Source organism: Dysgonomonas sp. (genome assembly GCF_035323175.1).
Taxonomy (GTDB): Bacteria; Bacteroidota; Bacteroidia; order Bacteroidales; family Dysgonomonadaceae; genus Dysgonomonas.
The window spans coordinates 225,889-245,548 of record NZ_DAOKYH010000004.1; the positions used below are offsets into that span (position 1 = coordinate 225,889).

The 19,660-nt window shown below is 40.4% G+C and carries 10 protein-coding genes; 5 read left to right on the plus strand and 5 right to left on the minus strand.

Annotated elements, in window-relative coordinates; genetic code table 11:
• Positions 1–132 precede the first annotated feature (132 nt).
• The 5 genes from PKC55_RS07845 to PKC55_RS07865 form a co-directional block, all read right to left on the minus strand.
• Positions 133–5,784, minus strand: a complete 5,652-nt coding sequence (locus PKC55_RS07845; protein WP_324372536.1) for a helicase-like domain-containing protein — start codon at positions 5,782–5,784, stop codon at positions 133–135.
• Positions 5,771–6,211 carry a DUF1896 family protein gene (locus PKC55_RS07850; protein WP_308601654.1) on the minus strand — a complete coding sequence of 147 codons (441 nt, stop codon included), beginning with the start codon at positions 6,209–6,211 and terminating at the stop codon, positions 5,771–5,773. The genes PKC55_RS07845 and PKC55_RS07850 overlap by 14 nt, the downstream gene beginning before the upstream one ends.
• A gap of 244 nt (positions 6,212–6,455) precedes the next feature.
• Entirely contained in the window at positions 6,456–8,549 is a 2,094-nt protein-coding gene (locus PKC55_RS07855) for a type IA DNA topoisomerase (RefSeq protein WP_324372540.1), read from the minus strand.
• Positions 8,550–8,683: 134 nt separating this feature from the next.
• Positions 8,684–10,120 (minus strand): DUF3945 domain-containing protein, encoded by a 1,437-nt coding sequence (locus PKC55_RS07860; protein WP_291127504.1) that lies wholly within the window; start codon positions 10,118–10,120, stop codon positions 8,684–8,686.
• Positions 10,121–10,373: 253 nt separating this feature from the next.
• A complete protein-coding gene (locus tag PKC55_RS07865; protein ID WP_291127502.1) occupies positions 10,374–10,808 on the minus strand; it encodes a helix-turn-helix domain-containing protein in 435 nt (144 codons plus the stop codon).
• Positions 10,809–11,357: 549 nt separating this feature from the next.
• On the opposite strand from PKC55_RS07865, the gene PKC55_RS07870 reads away from it, so the two are divergent.
• From PKC55_RS07870 to PKC55_RS07890, 5 genes are all read left to right on the plus strand, one after another.
• Positions 11,358–11,939 carry an RNA polymerase sigma factor gene (locus PKC55_RS07870; RefSeq protein WP_291127499.1) on the plus strand — a complete coding sequence of 194 codons (582 nt, stop codon included), beginning with the start codon at positions 11,358–11,360 and terminating at the stop codon, positions 11,937–11,939.
• A 252-nt stretch (positions 11,940–12,191) separates the two neighbouring features.
• Positions 12,192–13,181: a FecR family protein gene (locus tag PKC55_RS07875; RefSeq protein ID WP_291127495.1), complete on the plus strand. Its 990-nt coding sequence runs from the start codon at positions 12,192–12,194 to the stop codon at positions 13,179–13,181.
• A gap of 190 nt (positions 13,182–13,371) precedes the next feature.
• Entirely contained in the window at positions 13,372–16,866 is a 3,495-nt protein-coding gene (locus PKC55_RS07880) for a TonB-dependent receptor (protein WP_291127492.1), read from the plus strand.
• A 16-nt stretch (positions 16,867–16,882) separates the two neighbouring features.
• Complete coding sequence (locus PKC55_RS07885) at positions 16,883–18,364, plus strand: RagB/SusD family nutrient uptake outer membrane protein (RefSeq protein WP_291127490.1); 1,482 nt, start codon at positions 16,883–16,885, stop codon at positions 18,362–18,364.
• Positions 18,365–18,430: 66 nt separating this feature from the next.
• On the plus strand, positions 18,431–19,657 hold the full coding sequence (locus tag PKC55_RS07890; RefSeq protein WP_291127487.1) for a ComEC/Rec2 family competence protein: 1,227 nt from the start codon (positions 18,431–18,433) through the stop codon (positions 19,655–19,657).
• Positions 19,658–19,660: the final 3 nt, after the last annotated feature.

The window sequence follows — 19,660 nt, forward strand, 5'->3', positions numbered from 1 at the left end:
TAAAAAATGGGACTCGATATTACAGGTACTTTATTAAATATAGGTTGTTTATTTATTTTGTTTTAGGCTTTTTTCAATTAATCATTATCTATTGTGTTCCGTTTTGTTGTGATAACAAGGCGGTTTTTTTTACTACATTTTTATTCCTTTGGGTACTTTCTTTTTGATATAACCCGTATCCTCATTTTCTTTTGGTTTACTCACCGAAGTGATTATAATATGGTCTTTATTCGCATCTATAATATCTTTCAGGCTCATAGGTTGTGCCGAACGTTCATTCGATATCGTTCCCAAAGAAACCATTTTATTAGGAGACGAATTTACTTCAACGGAATCTGTTTCTTTGTTTAAAACTTCCTCCGGCTGCTGATCTTTATTGGCGAGTGTAAGGTTAATCTGCCGATTTAGGGAATCCAACTCCGATTTAAGTTCCCTTAGTTGCGGCTCCTTCTTAAAAGTCGAATCGATTACTTCTTTGAGTATAGGTATATCCTTTTCCAGCTTTTGATTATCTACCTGATATTTCTGCATCAGGTTCGGTATCTTTTCCAAAGCATTGATGAAATTCTTTGATGCCAGAAGCGGATCGGTAGCTATATGCCCGTTATTATAACTGTACTTGATATAACCCTCCCCTTCAATAAAGAAGCGGTTGTCTTTGAACATGGAGCCTTCCTTCTGGCTTTCTTCGGTCTTGACAAGGATTTTAAAACCATACAGATCACCTATTTTGAAATACTCTCCGTTCGTCCGGGCATTATCCGAAAGTTGATTCAGTTTCTCTCCAATGGCTTTAGGATCATTACTATCGAAGTTATCCAGACGGATCGGATTTAACTTATTACCTTCCTTGTCGATCTGTACCTTCTCATTAAATGCCGTAAGATCTTTGGTCATACGGGAGATCATCTCGTTATTACTGTCAATGGAGCGGGTAGCATCTTCGTACTTATAGATAGCTGATGACTTACTGCGGTTAAAAGCCTGCCGCTCGCTCTCTAAAGCCGTAATCTTTTTTTCCAGCTTGGCTTTTTCTAACAAATCGGTGTTACCCGAAAGAATAGCAACGTATTCTGAAAAATTCATCCCTGACCCTTCATCCATACTACCCTCGTCAATCGTCCGTGTCGCCATATTGTTTGTCTTTAGTTGATTGATAAATAATTGTTTATTTTGAAGTAAGTTGAATTTATAAGAATCCAAACTTTTTTCCACAGCATAAATTAGCACATCCACTTTATTATCAGCATATAATTTAGCGATTTCATTCCCCTTTCGAATGGCTCTTCCGTCCCGTTGGTTCAGGTCGGAAGGCCGCCAGGGGGTGTCTAAATGATGAATGGCAACAGCTCTTTTTTGGGCGTTTACTCCTGTTCCCAACATTGATGTAGAGCCAAATATAACACGAATACGCCCCTCATTCATTCCGGCGATCAAAGCTTTTCTGGCATTATCCGTCTTAGCCTCTTGTATAAAGCGTATCTCATAGGCAGGTATCTTATGATCTTCTACCAGTTTGCGTTTTATCTCGCTATAGGGATTCCATTCTCCGGGTTTGTATGTCCCCAAGTCTGAGAAGACGAACTGCGTTCCTTTCTGAAAATCATATTTGTTATAGTATTCCGCAATCTTAGCGGCACAATGGGATGCTTTGTTATCGACATGGTCGCCGTATGCCATGTTGATCATCCGCATATCGAGCGACATTTTCCGTGCATAATCGGTTGCGATCAGCATTTTTGCCTTTCCTTCTTTTTCCGTCAGTTTACTTCTACCCAAAAGGGTAGCATCTCCTGTCTCAGCGAATCTCATGAGTTTCTCAATAAACACTTCCTGCTGTGGTGTCGGGGGAATATTATACAGGATTTCATTCTTTTCGGGACGGTCTATACCGATATCCTTCGCTGTCCTGAAATCGGTTATTTCCGAATAGAAAGCTGCCAACTCCGGCACTTTGATAAAATAACGGAAGCGTTCTTTCATTACAATCTGATTGGTCACGGAAAATTCATAGTCGGTACTCTTCTTTGCAAATACGGCTGCCCAGGCATCAAAGGTATTAATACCCTGTTTATCCAACGCTCTGGGGCGTAGGTATTTGAATAAGAGATATAGTTCCGTTAAGGAGTTGGAAATAGTTGTCCCCGACAAAAAAGTTGCACCCAGATCTTTGCCACTGCGTTCCTGAATGGTGCGCAGGGCAAAGAGCATATTGAGTGCCCGTTGGCTTCCTTCTGGGTTTCCAAGTCCTGCCACACGGTCGTGACGGGTGGTAAACATTAGATTTTTGAACTGGTGACTCTCGTCTACGAGCAGGTGGTCGATACCCATCATCTTAAAATCTACCACATCATCCGTGCGGTTTTTTATATGGTCGGCTAGATTATCCAGCTTGACTTCCAGATTTTGTTTGCGAATTTCCAAGCCACGTAACATTCTTCTGGATACTTCTTTTCCCTGACTGCGTAACACGTCAAGATTTGCTTCCACAGATTCGAGTTCCGCCTCAAATATCTGTTGCTGCATTTCGGGTGATTGTGGTATCTTACCAAACTGGTCATGCGTCAATATAACGGCATCCCAAGAGTTATTCTTAATATCATTGAAGATCTTTACCCGCTTTTTGGGTGTAAAATCTTCCTTTCCGGGATACAGTATTTTGGCGTTGGGGTAAGCAGTCCTGAAAGTCGCCGCAATTTCATGTACATTTGCCTTTAACCCGATAATCATCGGCTTGTTTGCCATACCCAGACGTTTCATTTCATAGGCGGCACAACACATAACTAGGGTTTTGCCTGCCCCCACCTCGTGATCTCCGATCCCGCCACCGTTCTGCTTAATCATCCAGACACAATCCTTCTGTGACTGGTATAAATCAGGAATACCGAGTGCTTTTAAATCCAGTCCGGGAAAAGACTGGTGAGATCCGTCATACTGCGGACGCACAAAGCAATTGAATTTCCGGTTATACCTCTCTGCCAGATTGTTCTTAAATTCGGGGGATTGCTGATCGAGCCAATCGCTAAAGCCACCCCTGATTTCATCGATCTTGGTATTCGCCATTTGGATAGCCTGCCCATCCGGTACTTTGACGTCTTTGGCTTCTCCCGTCTCCGGATCGTTTACTGTAATTGTCTTGGTAATATTGGGCGTTGTATTAAGCAGTGCATGCTTTAACAGGTGCATACCTGTATAGAGCTTACTTTCTCCCTGTACGGCAAATTTTTCGTTGATGATCAGGTTACTCTTGTCCGCTTTTACTGTAAAATCGTCACGCGAAGCATAATAATCTATGGTAACATCTGCTTCGAAGAGTTTACTGATATAGTCCTCATAAAGGGACATATCAATCCACCTTTCTCCAAAGTTAAAGTCGAGCTGCTCATACCTGATCGGTTCGGGAGTAGCTTCCTGTAGGGCTTTTAGCGATTCCTGTGCGGGTAAGTCGTCTGGATGATTCTGTAAATACCTTTCAACAGCTTCCGCTTTTTCGACAACATTTCCTGCTATAAAACGGTCCTGAACTTCATAGTTTTGAATAAGCGGATTGAAAAAGATACGTCCATGCAGGTCGGCGATCATCTCTTCCCTCCCTTTATCTGTCATCAGGGATTCCATGTAATCCAGACGGACCTCTCCATACTTATTCAGGGATGCAATCAGGGCTTCGTCGGAAGTTCCGGCAACTTTCAGTTCGTTGGGATTGAAAGCGACAGGCCCGTGAAAGATGTCGGCTTTTTGCAGTTTGCCGTCAATGACTCGTTCAAGGGAAAGAATTTCAGTTCCTCCCGTATCCATCTTGATGACGTCCAGATTTTTCTTCTCGTTCAGGTTACCGAAGCGACGGACAAAATTGTCATAGACAAGATTGAGATTACCCCTCAGAGATTCATGTACCGTCAGGTGTTTCGCCTCATGGTTATACAATTCATGGTAAAAGTTCCTGACCTCCATATAACGGCTGATTTTAGAGCGTTGGGCAAATGGTAAGTCCAACGGCTGGAATTCGGCTCCATCCCGGTAACGCTCCTTTAGGTAGCCGATCTGTCCCTGATCTTCGACTAATGATCCTTGCTTATGGTATTCTTTGAGTTCGCCCGTAAAAGGACGAAGCTCAAAGGAGAGTTTCTTTTCTTCCTGCCGCAAGGCTTCCTGCTGTTCCTCTTTACGTGCATCGGTAACAGGATATGCAGTTGTTTTGTTGTTACCGGAAGACTGTCCATTGGACGAAAACATACTAAGCTGTACGGGTTTTCCTTTGGGTAGTGTGTGTTTTTTCTTTCCTCCCCATACAGGTTTTACTTGTGAACGTTCTTGTTCGGTAAACCCGAACAGATCATATAAACTCATTAGAGGTGCTTGTGTAGCAGATTGTGTTTTCTCTACACTCAAAGCACTTTCACCAGCTTGTTCTTTGGAGACGGTTTTCGTTTCCTTATCCCAAAATTCTTTTTCTTCGGGAAAGAAATGATCTTCAATAGCTTGCCCAAAAGAGTCAAGATCATCAGGGTAAACTGCTTTCTCCTGTAAGGAATGATCAGGATTCTTTTCTTTTACCTCTTCTTCTACAACCTCATTGGATAATATTTCTGTTTGAGGTTTCGTTTGTTTTGGGGTAATAACACGATTGTTGTATAAATCCAGATTCAGATAGCTTTTAAAATCGCTTTCCAGCATTTTTTGCATACTTTCAGCCATTCCTTCAACTCCGCCTTCATGAATAAAAACCTGTGCGGGCTTACCATATGGGTCAGTGCCGATGGATGCCTTGGTATGTACTACTCTTCCATTATTATAAAAGTAGTCATTCGTATAGATGCCCGTCAGTTCGGATTGGCTTGTGCCGATAAAGAGATTCTCCCAGAAGTTTAGTTTCAGATCTTTACCCGTATTCTTCTGCAATATAATCAGGTCGCTTCCGACTTCTGTTCCTGCATAATCGGTAAACAAGTTATTCGGGAGGCGGATAGCCGATACCAGATTTGTATTCTCCATCAGCCATTTGCGTACAGGTGTATTGTTGGGGGAGTTCATCACTCCTTGTGAAGTGATAAAGGCAAGGATACCTCCTTCCCGAAGCGATTCCACTCCTTTTATAAAGAAATAGTTGTGTATGGCACGGGTAGAATCCCTATGAAGTTGGTCTTGCTTCATAAAGGCTGCATCGAAAACATTCATCTCGCCGAATGGGATATTACTTGATACTACATCGAAATAGTTTTTATAACGGCTTTCGATGGTTTCAAAGCCTTCGACATTTACCTTATGCCCGGGAATGAGTGCCGACAGCATCTTTCCGGTCAGAATATCCTTTTCAAAGCAGATCACCTCATTTGGGTGGTCTGCTGCCTGAAAAAAAGAATGGGCGAATTCTCCTGTTCCTGCCGACGGATCGAGTACACGCATCGGAGTGATGCCGCTGTCCCGTAATGTTTCAGTCAAAGTCTTTACAATAGCGGGTGGAGTATAGAACGCAGTCAACACAGAATTTTTAATACTGTTCATATAGCGTTTATACTCATTCTCATTTGCTGTACTTTCTTTCAATACACGGTGAAGGTCAGCCGTTAAAGGAAAAAGATCCAGTTCTGATTTTGCCCAGTATGCGGTATCAGCCAGCGAGTTTGCAGGATTCAGGACACATTTAAGCCCCCCGAATCCCGCATATTGCTTCAATAAAAATTGCTCCTCTTTCGTTGGCTGACGTCCTTCCTTTTCCAATATGAACACGGTTTTGATCGCATCTATATTGGCTTTCAGGCGTTCTTTCTTATTGTAAGCCATTTTCTTCGATATAGAGTGAGACAAAACCGGTTAATTCGGTGTAGAGCAGTTCAAAATCGGGAGAGTTTAAAAAGTCGTCGGATAACTCATACTTTTCCCGGAGATCGTAACAGCGTGGCAATAATAGCAGGGCGAACTCCCTGGCCTGACCTTCGGGAATCTCTGTGGAAAACTCATTCCACAGGATGGTTATTAATGTATCGAGCATTGAGAAGTGCAAGCCTTCATAAAGGACATTATTAGCCACCTCTTCTGCATAAATGTGGCTAAGTCCTGACTTTATCGCTTCGCTATAGGCTTCGGCTGCATAATCGCTCCGGGATGTGATTAGATCAAAATCTGATAATAATTCGGGATGTGATTCTTTCAGGAAAGAAAGCAGGGATAGTCTGTAATAAGACAAGCCCTGAGATTGTTCTTGTTTCATATATTTATGGATTTTTAGTAATGGCTCATAGAGCCTTTTGTAAAATGAGTAACTCTTTTGTCCGTAGAGAAAAGAGGGTTTACGAAAGAATGGAGAGGGTAAAATGCAAAGCACCCGGAGATCCCTCTCCGAGTGCACCACTAAAAATCCATAGTTAAAACAAAAACAATTTCGTAATGACTATGATTCTTAGTGGCAAAGATAATGTTATTTACAAAAAGTAGATAACAATACACACATCGGTTTATTTTCTCCCGCTTTTCTTCTTGCCTGTATTGTCAAACTCAAATACGGGTTTTAATGTATCATCCAGCCGCAGGCAGGCATCAAACATCTTTTCCGATTTACTCTTGAACCCTTTGATCAGGGAGGTTTTACCTTTTGTCAACAAATCAATAAGATTTTTGTCGCTCAGGTCTTTTCCGCTTTTATTACGGAAAATGACATAGCCGCAATCTTCATTTTTACACTTAGCGACCTTTGGATATAAGACAACACTCTCTTTCCCACATTTGGGGCAAGTATATCTAGCCTTTTCTTCTTTATGCTCCAGATGCATCGTTAAAAGTTCGGATGTGATCTGTCCGGCATAAACTTCAATCCCTTTATGGAAGTCGGCGGCATTCATTCCTCCTGTGGCTATTTTATTCAGGGCGTTCTCCCATGATCCGGTCATCGCAACATCGGCTATTTTCTTGTCTTTAACAGCCAGGTAAACGACTAATCCCTTGTTGGTCGGGATAAGGGATTTTTTGTCCCTGGTAATATATTCGCGGGAAAAAAGTGTTTCAATGATAGCCGCGCGGGTAGCGGGTGTTCCGATCCCGGATTCTTTCAGGGCTTCGCGTTCAGCTTCATCTGCAAGCTCCTTTCCGCAGGTTTCCATTACCGATAATAAACTGGCCTCCGTGTGTAACGGGCGGGGCTTGGTCTGTTTTTCGAGCGTATCGGTCGAATCGATATTCCACCGGTCGTCTTCGTTGAGAGGGGGCAAAGTACTGTTTTCGTCCTTCTCGTTCTCATCTGCCATTATTCCGCTGACCGATCTCCAACCTGCCTGATTGATGATGGCTCCTTTGACTAAGAATATTTTCTCTTGTACCTCGAAACGGACAGAGGTCTGTTCTTTAATGCAGGTGGTAGAGAAAGCTTCTAGCATGCGACAGAGGATCATTTCGAAGATCTGGTTTTCGTCGCCTGAAAGACTGTCCGGCTTATTTCCTGTTACAATGATGGCATAGTGATCTGTTACTTTCGCATCGTTGACACTTCGCTTATTCAGGTCGTTCAATCGTTTCACGGATTCACCATATAAGGTATGTTCACTGAAACCGGAGAGTAATTCGGGGACAGTCTCGAATACATCCTCAGAAAGATAACGGCTTCCGGTACGGGGATAGGTTATCAGTTTTCCTTCATATAGCTTTTGTGCAATAGATAAGGTCTTATCCGCGGAGAAAGAATGTTTGCTGTTGGCTTCCTTCTGTAAAGCCGTCAGGTCATAGAGAAGTGGAGGCTCCTGTTTTACCGTTTTCTTATCTATGGATTTTACAGTTGCGATTCCGTTTTGTGATATCTGTCCCGCAACCTTGTCCGCATCCATACGGTCATTATATTTATCCTCGGAAACAAGTACTATTACATTACTGTCTTTTGAGAGGCTGAGTTTGTGCTGCCAGTATTTCTGCGGCACAAAGTCTTTGTTTTCCAGATAGCGGGAACAAATCATTGCCAAAGTCGGGGTCTGGACACGTCCTAAAGACCAAACACCTGATCCGGAAGATATGGACAAGGCTTGTGATGCATTGATACCCACAAGCCAGTCTGCCTGACTTCGTGCTTTGGCGGAGAGATAAAGTGTATCATATTGTGTACCCGGACGAAGGTTCTCCAATCCTCCACGGATAGTCTGATCCGTGAGTGAGCTGATCCAAAGGCGGTCGAAAGGTTTGCTGCATGACAGATAATTATAGATATATCTGAATATCAACTCGCCTTCACGTCCCGCATCGGTAGCGACAATGATACGTTCGCTCTTATCGAATAATTCACGGATGACTCTCAGCTGCTTCATTGCTCCCGGATCGGGTTTATATTCCTTCCCTTCTTTTATATGACGGGGGATTAGCTTAAAGTCGTCCGGCAATATGGGCAGATTCTCCTTTTGAAAACCTTTGATACCGTACTCCTCGGGCATGGCAAGTCCGACCAAATGACCGAATGCCCAGGTTACAGCATAGTTATTACCTTTCAGATAGCCGTCCTTACGGCTGGTGGCTCCAACGATAGCCGCTATGTCACGGGCTACCGATGGCTTTTCTGCTATGATTACTTTCATTTTTATTATGGATTTTTAGTGGTGGTCACAGACCGTTTTATTAACGAAAAAGAAGAGATTAAATATCCTCTTTTATTTATGCTCCGGTCGTCATGGCAGACAGACCGCTTGTTGTAAATAGAATTGTTTGGTTTTTACATTTTCACGCCAGCGCTCTTTTTGACTGTGCGGGTTGGACGCTGCGTTTCCTTTTGTTTTTCCGCTTGTTTCTCTGTCGGTGAACTTTGCCCCTGCTTTATCGGTTCTTTTACATTTTTCAGGCTCTCGCTGGTCTTACCTTCTGAATTGACGGCAACTTGTGTCTTATTTGCTTCGGCAGGTTTTATCTCAGCTCCCTGAGATTTGGCTTTGTCGGGATTCCATTTGAAAAAGTCGAGTTTGCCTTTTTCTTCATTTACCTTTACATAAGCATTGAAAGGCTGATCCTGTCCGTCTTTCATCATGCCCTGAACATATATGGCTTTTCCTTCGCCAAGTGAGGTTTGTTGTTTCTCATCCAGATCCACTCCTAATAACTTTGTAGGAATACGGACTTTCTGTTGCGGCTCTTGATTTTGAGATTGTTGGTTCTCCTGTCTGTATTTATTTCTATCAAGCCCGTCATAAGAGAAATCAAGAGAGCTTTTCGCTGCATTGAATTGGACATAGCCATCGAAAGGTTTTCCATTCTTTGATGTCATACCTTCGACTAACGTTTTTTTACCTTCGTACAATGACTGTAATTGTTCAGGGGAAAGGGGGGCTTCTTTGAGTGTATCCTTAAATGCGACATTGGCTACAGGTATTGCTTCCAGACGGTTTGTTACTTTATCAAGAGATACGAAAGAGGGTATTTCCTCACCTTTGTCTCCTGTAAGTTCAATGATTCTTCCTGCATTGGATGTTTCAAGCAGGTTCTTTTTGTCTTCTTCCGTCAATGTGGCTCCATGAAAAGGAATATCCAAAGTCGGGGCAAGCTGGTAGCTGTCTGCTTTCAGCCGGATACTGCCGTCGGGATTTTCATCAAAGGACAATCGTGCCTGTACCTGAAATGCAATCCCTTCGTAAGTGGGGTTTACTTGTATCAGATTCGGCGATTTATGCCAGTTAAGCATGGCTTTGAGGTTTCCCTGTGCTTCCAGCATCTCGCGGGTAACACCGAGCTTTCCCAATTGTCCCCAATTGATACGGCTTTCATCTACAGGCTTGTACTCCTGAGACTGGTCTTGTGTTTTTTGTTGTTTGTTAAAATCCTCCGGATTGACACGGCTTTGGGATAAAAAGACGGAATTACCATCCTCATCTTTAAACATTCCCTTTAAGGCGGAAGCAATGTTTTCAATCTTTTCAATCGGGGAACGGAAGAAATTGAAATGGGTCGGGTCTTGAAATTCCCTCTTTAAGTTAGAAAAGAAATTCTCCAGAACACCTGCTTTCTCATCAATCTGGATGAATTGCCCCTTATTGGCTTCCGTTGCATCGATAGCATCGAGATTACCCGTGCTGTCCACTCCTTTTACTGCTTTTACCTTATTGCCGTCACTCTTATTGACGACTAGAAGCGTTTCTTTGTTTTTTAATTTTTCGTCCATAATTAATAATTTAATTATTACATCAATAGTAATGCAGGGCGAAAATAGTCTGATCAGATCGGGGTTAATCTATCTTTTGATCGGTTGGTAGTAAGTGGCATCGAAATGGCTGGGAGTGGCGTTTAATTAATATCTCAATAATAAGTCGTTTTTGTTGTCAACCTATTTTAGGACGCGACAAAAAAAAACATAAAAAAGACAGGCACCTTATAAGTACCTGTCTTTTTTATGTTTTATTTGATAGAATTACTTTTTATCCCTCTTCGTACTTTTTTAATTTATATTTTAATATTGCATTTTCTTCGGTAAGAATAAGCAGTTTATCAAGATACTCTGTGAATTTTTCGATTGGATAATTAAATACTTCTTGTTTCTGAACATTTTGTTGCGCATTCATTATACCACTGACATTATCACTCTGTGCCATACTAATATCATGCACAATATATGAGTTTATTGCTTCTTCTGGATCAAAAGACTTCAAGAAATCAACTGGTATATCCATTGCCAATGCTATTTGGTCCAGCAATTTATCATCAATAGTTTTTTTACTCTCCAAATTTGAAACTTCGGTCTGATGTATTCCTAGTTTATCAGCAAGGTCAGTTTGAGTTACTTTTTTCCAAGTACGTGCCAACCTAATATTCTTACCTTGATCTATTTCATTTTCAGATATTACTGCTTCCATAATTAATTTGTAGTTGTTTCAATAGGCTATTATTTATAAAAGTACAATAATTTAAGGATGATTATATTATTTTTCATGAAAAAATTGTGTTTAAATATTTATCTAGAAATTCATATCACTGGTTATAAGTTATTTAAAATAATAATATTTATTTATTTTTTAATGCAATTATCAACTTTATATTTGTCAAAGTAAAATCAATACTATGAGAGGAGAGCCACTAAACCAACTTAAATTTGTCTAGAATTCTAATTAAATTCAGATTTCACGTAATAAATAAAAATTATAGTACTTAATTATAATCAATTTGCAAGTAGCAGTATATATTCCCGGATATTTTCATTACGTGAAATCTGAATAGTTAGAATAAAGCAGATGTCGCAATGCTTATTTAAATCATTTATTTGTTTCTTTGTGCTTTCTATGCTTTCTATTGATATACAATCAAAATCCAATCAATAGTGATATTAATTAAATTAAAAATCTGATATATAATAAAAATAATAAAGTTATCCTTTATATACTCTGAATATTTTCAGACACCTAACCATGAAAAACGATAAAACAACATATGAACGTGAACTGATACTTCGTCTGATAAACAGTGACGAAAAAGCATTCAATGAATTATATGTCCTTTACCGTAAATCGGTATTCTCTACTGTTTATGGTTTTATCCGCAGCAAAGAATTTGCAGAGGATATCTATCAGGATACCTTCACTACCATCTGGAATAATCGCAGCTCCCTTAACCCGAACACTTCCTTTTCATCATTTGTTTATACGATTGCACGTAATAAGGTATATGACTATTTAAGAAGTATCTCAAAACACGAACGTTTACCAGAATGCTTTCTGTCACAAATATCAGATGAGCATGCGGATATCTTAGAGCAATTAAAAACTTGTGAGCTGGAAGCGTTTCTAAACATAGAAATACAGAAGCTTAATAAGCATCAACGGCGTGTATTCAAGATGAGTCGGGAAGAAAATCTATCGTATCGTGAAATAGCCGACCATATGGATATTTCGGTAGATCGTGTAAAATATTTACTAAGTGGATCATTAAAATCTCTGCGTTATAGCTTAAGCAGGTACAATATACTGGCAGTCCTCGGATTTTTATTCTAACTCCTTTTTTATTTACTCACTCCTGTCCCTCTATTGACAAAGAATCAAGGACATTCAACCCCTTCAATAAACTTATTGTTGGTAAAACATAAGTTATCCCTTATATTTCTTTTTAAATTTTTATTTCTATTTTCTCTTTAAGTGAAGTAAATAGGAACTTGAATTATTAATTTAGGTTAATTTTCTACCCTACATGTAGAAATCGCCGTATAGTATATTGTATGGCTATTAAATCTAAACAGAAAGAATAAAATGAGCGATAACGAATTACCCGGATACATCAAACGTTTTCTAAGTGGCAAATGCTCAGAAGAGGATATCAGGCAGGTCATAGAGGATGTGCAAGAGAATCGGAATATGGATATCTATAACGGTCATTTGGATAAACTATGGCTTGACAGTCTGAATCTTAAAAGCACCGATGAAGAAGAGAAGTCCTATTTGGAAGAATCAGCAAAACTTCTTACAAAACTGACAAGAAAAGAATCCTTCGCAAAACGCTTCAAATTGGTTGCTGGGATTGCCGCTTCAATTGCGGTTTTGCTGGGAGTAGTTTATGGCAGCATAAAATACAATTCGTCCGGACAGATCCAACGGGTTGAATATGCCGAAATTCAAACAGATTTCGGTCAGACACGCTCTATTACCCTACCCGACGGGACTCAGGTTACACTGAACTCATGTTCGAAGCTCGTATATCCTGAACAATTCTTAGACGATTGTCGCAAAGTCGAATTAGTCGGACAAGCCTTTTTCAAAGTAGCAAATAATGAAAAACAGCCTTTCGTAGTCCATACCAATAAATTTGATGTCAAGGTGTTGGGTACTCAGTTTGATATCAGAGCATATGCAGAAGACGAAATCCTTTCTGTGGATGTGGAAAGCGGCAAAGTTCAGGTCGATATGCCAGAAGCTATGATACGGCTGGTTGCTCATGAAAAGCTGATTATAAATACTCACAATAACAATCATTATAAAGAAACGGTATCAGGCAAGGTAGCTGTCTGGCGTTCCGGCAAGCTCTTATTTAGAAAAACCCCTATAAAGGAAGTCGCCAAAGAACTTGAACGGGTTTATAATTGTCAGATTACATTCAAGGAAGGGCAATCGTTCGATAACCTTATTTCGGGTGAACATTCCAATCAGAGTTTGGAATCAGTACTGGAATCCCTTGAGCAGGTATCATCCATTTACCATACGCGTGATTCAATTACAAAAGAGATTCTCCTGTACAAAAAGTAAAACCTTTTTTTAACTAAACCATGAAATCAATGAAAGAAACAGCACCGACTTAGCTTCAATAGAAGGAGCATTCCTGCTAGGAACGCTCCCCTTTTTTCGTTGCAGAACATTTATCCCAATCGCAAAACAAGTTTAAATGAACTGTAACAGCATCTTAATAATTTCTCAATTATCAAAACATAGTAAAAATATGAATTTTTATCTAACATCCACGATAAAAACTTTACCAAAATGTAAATTTTTATCACTGCTGCTGATTCTATTTTGTAGTATATGCCCACCCACACAGGCACAGCAAACCAAAAATGGATCTATTTCCTTAAGTTTTAAAAATGAACCTATTGTCATTGTATTTGATAAAATAGAACAGCAATCGGGTTTCTCATTTTTCTATGACGAAAGTGCCCTTGAGAATATCCCGGCTGTAAATGTCGGCTTCTCAAATGAAAATTTACAACAAGTTCTTAAGAAACTCACCGAAAAAACCGGATTAACTTTTGTTGTCAAAGAAAAAACGATATCCGTTATTAAAAAGAAAACTGAGACAGCTGATCCTGTAAAACCTTCTCGAAAAACTTTAACCGGAATCATTACCGATATAAACTTAGAGCCTATTATCGGCGCATCGGTAACAGTTAAAGGAGAAAAGACAGGTACTATTACTGACGTTGATGGCAAATTTAATATCCAAGTACCAACTAAAGGCGTTCTCGTTATTTCATATATCGGTTTTATAACGCAGGAAATTTCAATTGGAGATAAGACGGATATTCAGATTATACTTCAGGAAAACAATGCACTCTTAGAAGAGGTTGTTGTCGTCGGTTATGGCGTTCAGCGTAAAAGGGATGTTACAACTTCCATATCTTCGGTTCGGGCATCAGATATTGTCGATATGCCTGTATCGAACATAGAACAGGCTCTTGCCGGAAGGATGGCAGGGGTACAAGTTGCCCAGACTAATGGAACCCCGGGTGCTGGCTTTAGTGTAAAAGTACGCGGTGTGGGTACTGTTACCGCCGGCAGCTCACCTTTATATGTTGTCGACGGTATGCCTTTGGCTGATGATGTCGCAAACGGTGCGGCTATGACAGTCAGCCCGTTGTCATCGATAGAAATGAATGATATTGAATCTATTGAAGTACTCAAAGATGCTTCTGCTGCTGCTATATATGGTTCCAGAGGAAGTAACGGTGTAGTTATCATCACCACCAAATCAGGGAAGGAAGGAAAGCCTGTGGTCAGATATGACGGGTATTTCGGAGTACAATCCATAAACAACAAAATCGATGTACTGGATGCCTATGAATATTCACAATTAGTATTTGACGGACATAATAACACTTACAGAGATCAGTTGATCAGTGCAGGTAAAGAACATCTGTTTGATCCCTGGGCTACGAATGAAGAACGCTGGAGCAACCTCAAATCAGGAACTATAAATACGAACCAACCGTGGATGATGCCTCCCGAAGTCCTACCTTATGTCAGGGGTGAACAAGGCTTAACCAATACCGACTGGCAAGATGCCATTCTGCGTACCGGTATTATCCACAAACACAATCTATCTGTGGCAGGAGGGAATAAAACCACCAAATACATGGTTTCGGGAAGCTACCGAAATGAAGAAGGAGTAGTCATCGGTTCTAATTTTACCAAAATGGGATTCCGCACGAAGCTGGATTCCGATTACAATAAGTTCAAATTCGGAGGTAATATTAATATTAGTAGAAACGTATTCGATCTGGTGAACTCAGAAGGACGTTATGGCGATGACGGGGTGCTCTCTGCAGCTTTGGGTGCCGCGCCTATTTATCCTGTATACAATACCGACGGCAGTTTTAACTTTGACCATAACAATCTAGGGTACGGACAGTCCAAAATATTAAATCCTGTTGCTATCGCCACACTTATAGATGATCGGATGACAGCTTTACAGATGCTTGCCACAGGCTATGTACAGTATGAGATCACTAAAGGGTTAACTGTTAAAACACAAGGTAGCTGGAATTACAATAACTTTGTACGTTCTTATTACAGGCCTGCGGCATTGCCCGACGCTACCAACCGGACGCCACCGTCCAACCCGACAGCGACATCCCGCATGAAGAATAAATATACCTGGCTATGGGAAAATACGCTTATGTATAAGAAAAAGCTGGGTAAGCACCGCTTTGACGCTCTAGCAGGCTGGACAGCGCAGAAATATCAGGCAGAGGCTAATCGTATTACGGCAAAAGACCTTCCATTTAACGACTTATTGGGTACGATTCCTAACACGGCAACAGCCACTAATTATGATTCGTCATTCGAAGAATGGTCTCTTTTATCGGGTATAGCCCGTGTCCAGTACAATTATGATAGTAGGTATCTGTTTTCGGCAGCCATCCGCAGCGATGGCTCTTCACGGTTCGGGAAGAATAACAGATGGGGGTATTTCCCATCTTTATCAGGTGCATGGTATATAAGTGACGAGGAATTTATGAAACCCATAAGCTGGTTATCCAACCTTAAATTAAGAGGCAGTTGGGGAGTGACAGGCAATATGAGCATTGGAAACTATGCGTCTTTCGCTACTTTAAGCGGCGATAATTACGTTTTTGGAAATACAGCTGGTATCGGAATGTATGAAAAAACAGCAGGAAGCCCTGACATCGGTTGGGAAAAAACATCTCAGGTCAATCTGGGTGTTGAACTGGGTTTATTCAAATGTCTGAATTTAGAGGTGGATATCTATAAAGGAACTACCACCGACATGTTACTGGAAGTACCAGTACTTGAATATTCGGGTTTTTCCTCAGTATTACAAAATATAGGAAAACTAAGTAATAAAGGCATAGAGCTGACTGTATCCACCAATCACAAAATAGGGAAAGTCACATGGATAAACAGTTTTAACTATTCAGCCAACAGCAACAAGGTAATCTCTTTGGGAGGTCCTTCACAGATGGTTACACAAGCTAATAGTGTAATTGACTTTATCACTAAAGTCGGTGAACCTATCGGCAACTATTACACCTATGTAACAGATGGTGTGTATAAGAATCAGGCTGAAATTGATGCTGATATTGCCAATGGAATAATTGTACCCAATGCCAAGCCCGGAGATTTCCGTTTCAAAAAGTTAGGAAACGATGATACAATTAATGCCGATGACAAGGCAATTACCGGAAATTATATGCCTGACTTTACTTATGGCTATTCTACTTCTTTAAAATACAATATGTTTGATTTCAGCCTTTCTTTACAGGGAGTACAGGGTAATGAGATCGCCAATATCAACCGTCGTTATCTGGCCAATATGGAGGGTAATGCGAATCAATTATCGGTTGCTTTGGATCGTTGGATATCGGAAGAAAACACAGGAAGTGGACAGGTTTACAGAGCCAATCGTAGTGCTTCGGGTATGAATTCGGTCATATCAACCTGGCATATAGAAGACGGTTCTTTTATACGTATCAGGGAAATAACGCTGGGAATTACCTTACCCAAGAAAATTACCTCACGGTTCGGAGTAAGTAATCTCAGAACGTATCTTTCTGCATTCAACCCTTTTACTTTCACAAAGTATAGCGGATATAACCCCGAAGTCAGTGCCAATTCCTCCCCTATTATGCAGGGAGTAGACTATGGAACATATCCGTTAGCAAAAAGTATTGTATTTGGTTTAAACCTTAATTTCTAAAGAAAAAAGATGAATTATGAAAAAAATAATATTAAAATCAATTATAACGATTCTGACAATTATGGTATCGGGATGCAGCGATTTTTTGGATTTATCACCTAACTCAAATATCGGCACTACCGGAAATTTCTATAAAAACGATAAGGATATCGAGTATGCCCTGACCGCAGCTTATGCCAGTTTACAGTCTACAGAATACTATAAGGATTATATGGTATTGATGACCGATGTACGCTCCGATGACTTATCATCTTTTGCCAATGTAGGAAGTAATGCAGGTAGGGAGCACAGTATCAAGATATTTACGGCTCAGTCGGACAATCAGATTTTCAGAAAAGTATGGAGTAAAATTTATGAGACAATATATAGATGCAACAATGTCATTTACCATATATCAGTAGTTTCAAATCCTGAACTAAAACAACAATATGAAGCAGAAGCCCGTTTTCTAAGAGCATTGTGTTATTTTAATATTGTCAGGTTTTGGGCAGAGGCCCCCTTGTTAGTGACTCCTGTCACTACCAGTGAAGCAGCCAAATACGGACGCAATAGCACAGCCGAAATATACAGTCAGATCGAATCAGATTTGCAATTTGCATCTAATCCGGATAACCTGCCTAAAAAATTTTCCGGAAATAATTTGGGTCGCACCACCTGTCTGGCTTCGAAAGCACTGTTAGGGAAAGTCTTTTTACAGCAAAGAAAATGGGATCAGGCTGCAACGACATTAGGCGAACTTATCAATACCGATAATTCAAATACTTATAGCTTATTACCCGACATTACAGATGTTTTCAGCACTGCGCCTGCTCCCGGTAGCAGTGCCAATGACTTTAGAAGTTATACAGGCTGGAAACCTCAGACAATGAACAAGGAGATTTTATTTGCCGTACTCTTTAATAAGGAAATAACCTCTGAAGGACGCGGAGCATTGGCTTATTATTCCAATCAGGCGGATATAAACGAGGTCTTTAAAAACAGCAGTCCGGATAAGTTGTATGATCCCGGCGACAGGCGTATAGACTTGATGCGTAATATAAGAGGAACCAATACCGACAACAATCTGTTGGTAAAGTATGCCGATATCCAAAGTACTTTAGGTCAATACGGATACCATACTCCTGTATTACGATGGTCTGATGTACTTCTGATGTATGCGGAAGCATTAAATGAAGTAGATTATAACAGTTCGTCAAACAGCCCTGCACTCAAAGCGTTGAACGAGGTAAGGACACGTTCTTTTGCACAAGGAGGGTATATGGTATCGGACTTACCGGATCAGGAAATATTCCGCCGAGCTGTGTTACTGGAGCGAAGGCTTGAGTTCCCGATGGAAATGCAACGCTGGTTCGACCTGTTGCGTACAGGCGATGCTATCGATGCTATCGCTAAAATCGGGATTACAATTAAGCAAACCGACCTTTTATACCCGATTCCTAACAGCGAAATCATTTTAAGGAATGATACCGATAAATTTCCTCAAAATCCTGGATATTAAAATAAGACAAGTAAAATTCACCTGCTCTCACTTTTACAGAGAGCAGGTTCTAACACATTTCTGAAGATGAAAAAGATTCATTTTATATTCTTGTCTTGTTTCTTTTCTACGCTGAGTTTCTCACAGGAAATCGGAGAAACATTTCCTCTCTGGCAAAAGAGATATATGGATATCCATCATATTAATACTGGATGTGGAGAATGCACATTTTTCATACTGCCAGATGGAACCACAATGCTGATCGATGCGGGCGAAAATAATCCGGATAATATCCGTCATGTACCTGCTGTACCCAACGGCTCCAAATCTCCGGCGGAATGGATTCTGAAATATACAGCTCATTTTGCCCCCAATAATCCGAAACTGGATTATGCTCTGATCACCCATTTTCACAGCGATCATATGGGGGGAGTATTCAAAACTAAGAACAGTTCGGGCAAATATTATGAAACGGGAATTATCACAATTGCCGAGCATATGGAAATTGGCAAACTCGTTGACCGGGCTTTTCCTGATTATACCTGGTTAATTGATGACCGGGATAAGATAGTAAATAATTACCTAGCTTTTCAGAAAAACACTTCCCGCCATTTTACACTGGAACGGTTTAAACCTGGATATGACAACCAGTTCAACCTTTTATACGATACAATATCCTATGCATCCGGTTTTAGCATACAAAATATTTATGCCAATGGTGACTTATGGACAGGTAAAGGTATATCCACACGGCATTTATTTCCAGATATGGGGACAGTTGAAACCTATGATAAACCTCGTGAAAACACATTGAGTTGTGCCATAAAAATAAGCTATGGTGATTTCTCTTATTATACAGGTGGTGATATTTCAGGGTATCCAAGACCGGGAAGAAGCCTCTGGCATGATGTAGAATCACAAATGGCTCCAGTTATCGGACAGGTTGATGTTTGTGTTGTCAACCATCATGGAAATAATGATGCCACAAACGACACATTTATCTCTACTCTTCAGCCAAATGTATTTGTAATTATGGCTAGTGATGCCTTGCACCCTAATCATACGACACTATACCGGATGTTATCAAAACAATTGTATCCAGATAAGAGGGATGTATTCTCAACAAATCTCCATAAGGCGGCTAAGGTTGTCATAGGAGATTTAACAGACCAAATGAAAAGTACACAGGGACATATTGTCATACGGGTGTTTCCCGGTGGCAATAAGTATTTTGTCTATATACTTGATGACAACAATACCAATTACAGGATTAAATCCGTATTCGGTCCATATAATTGTAAACAAAAAATATAAAAC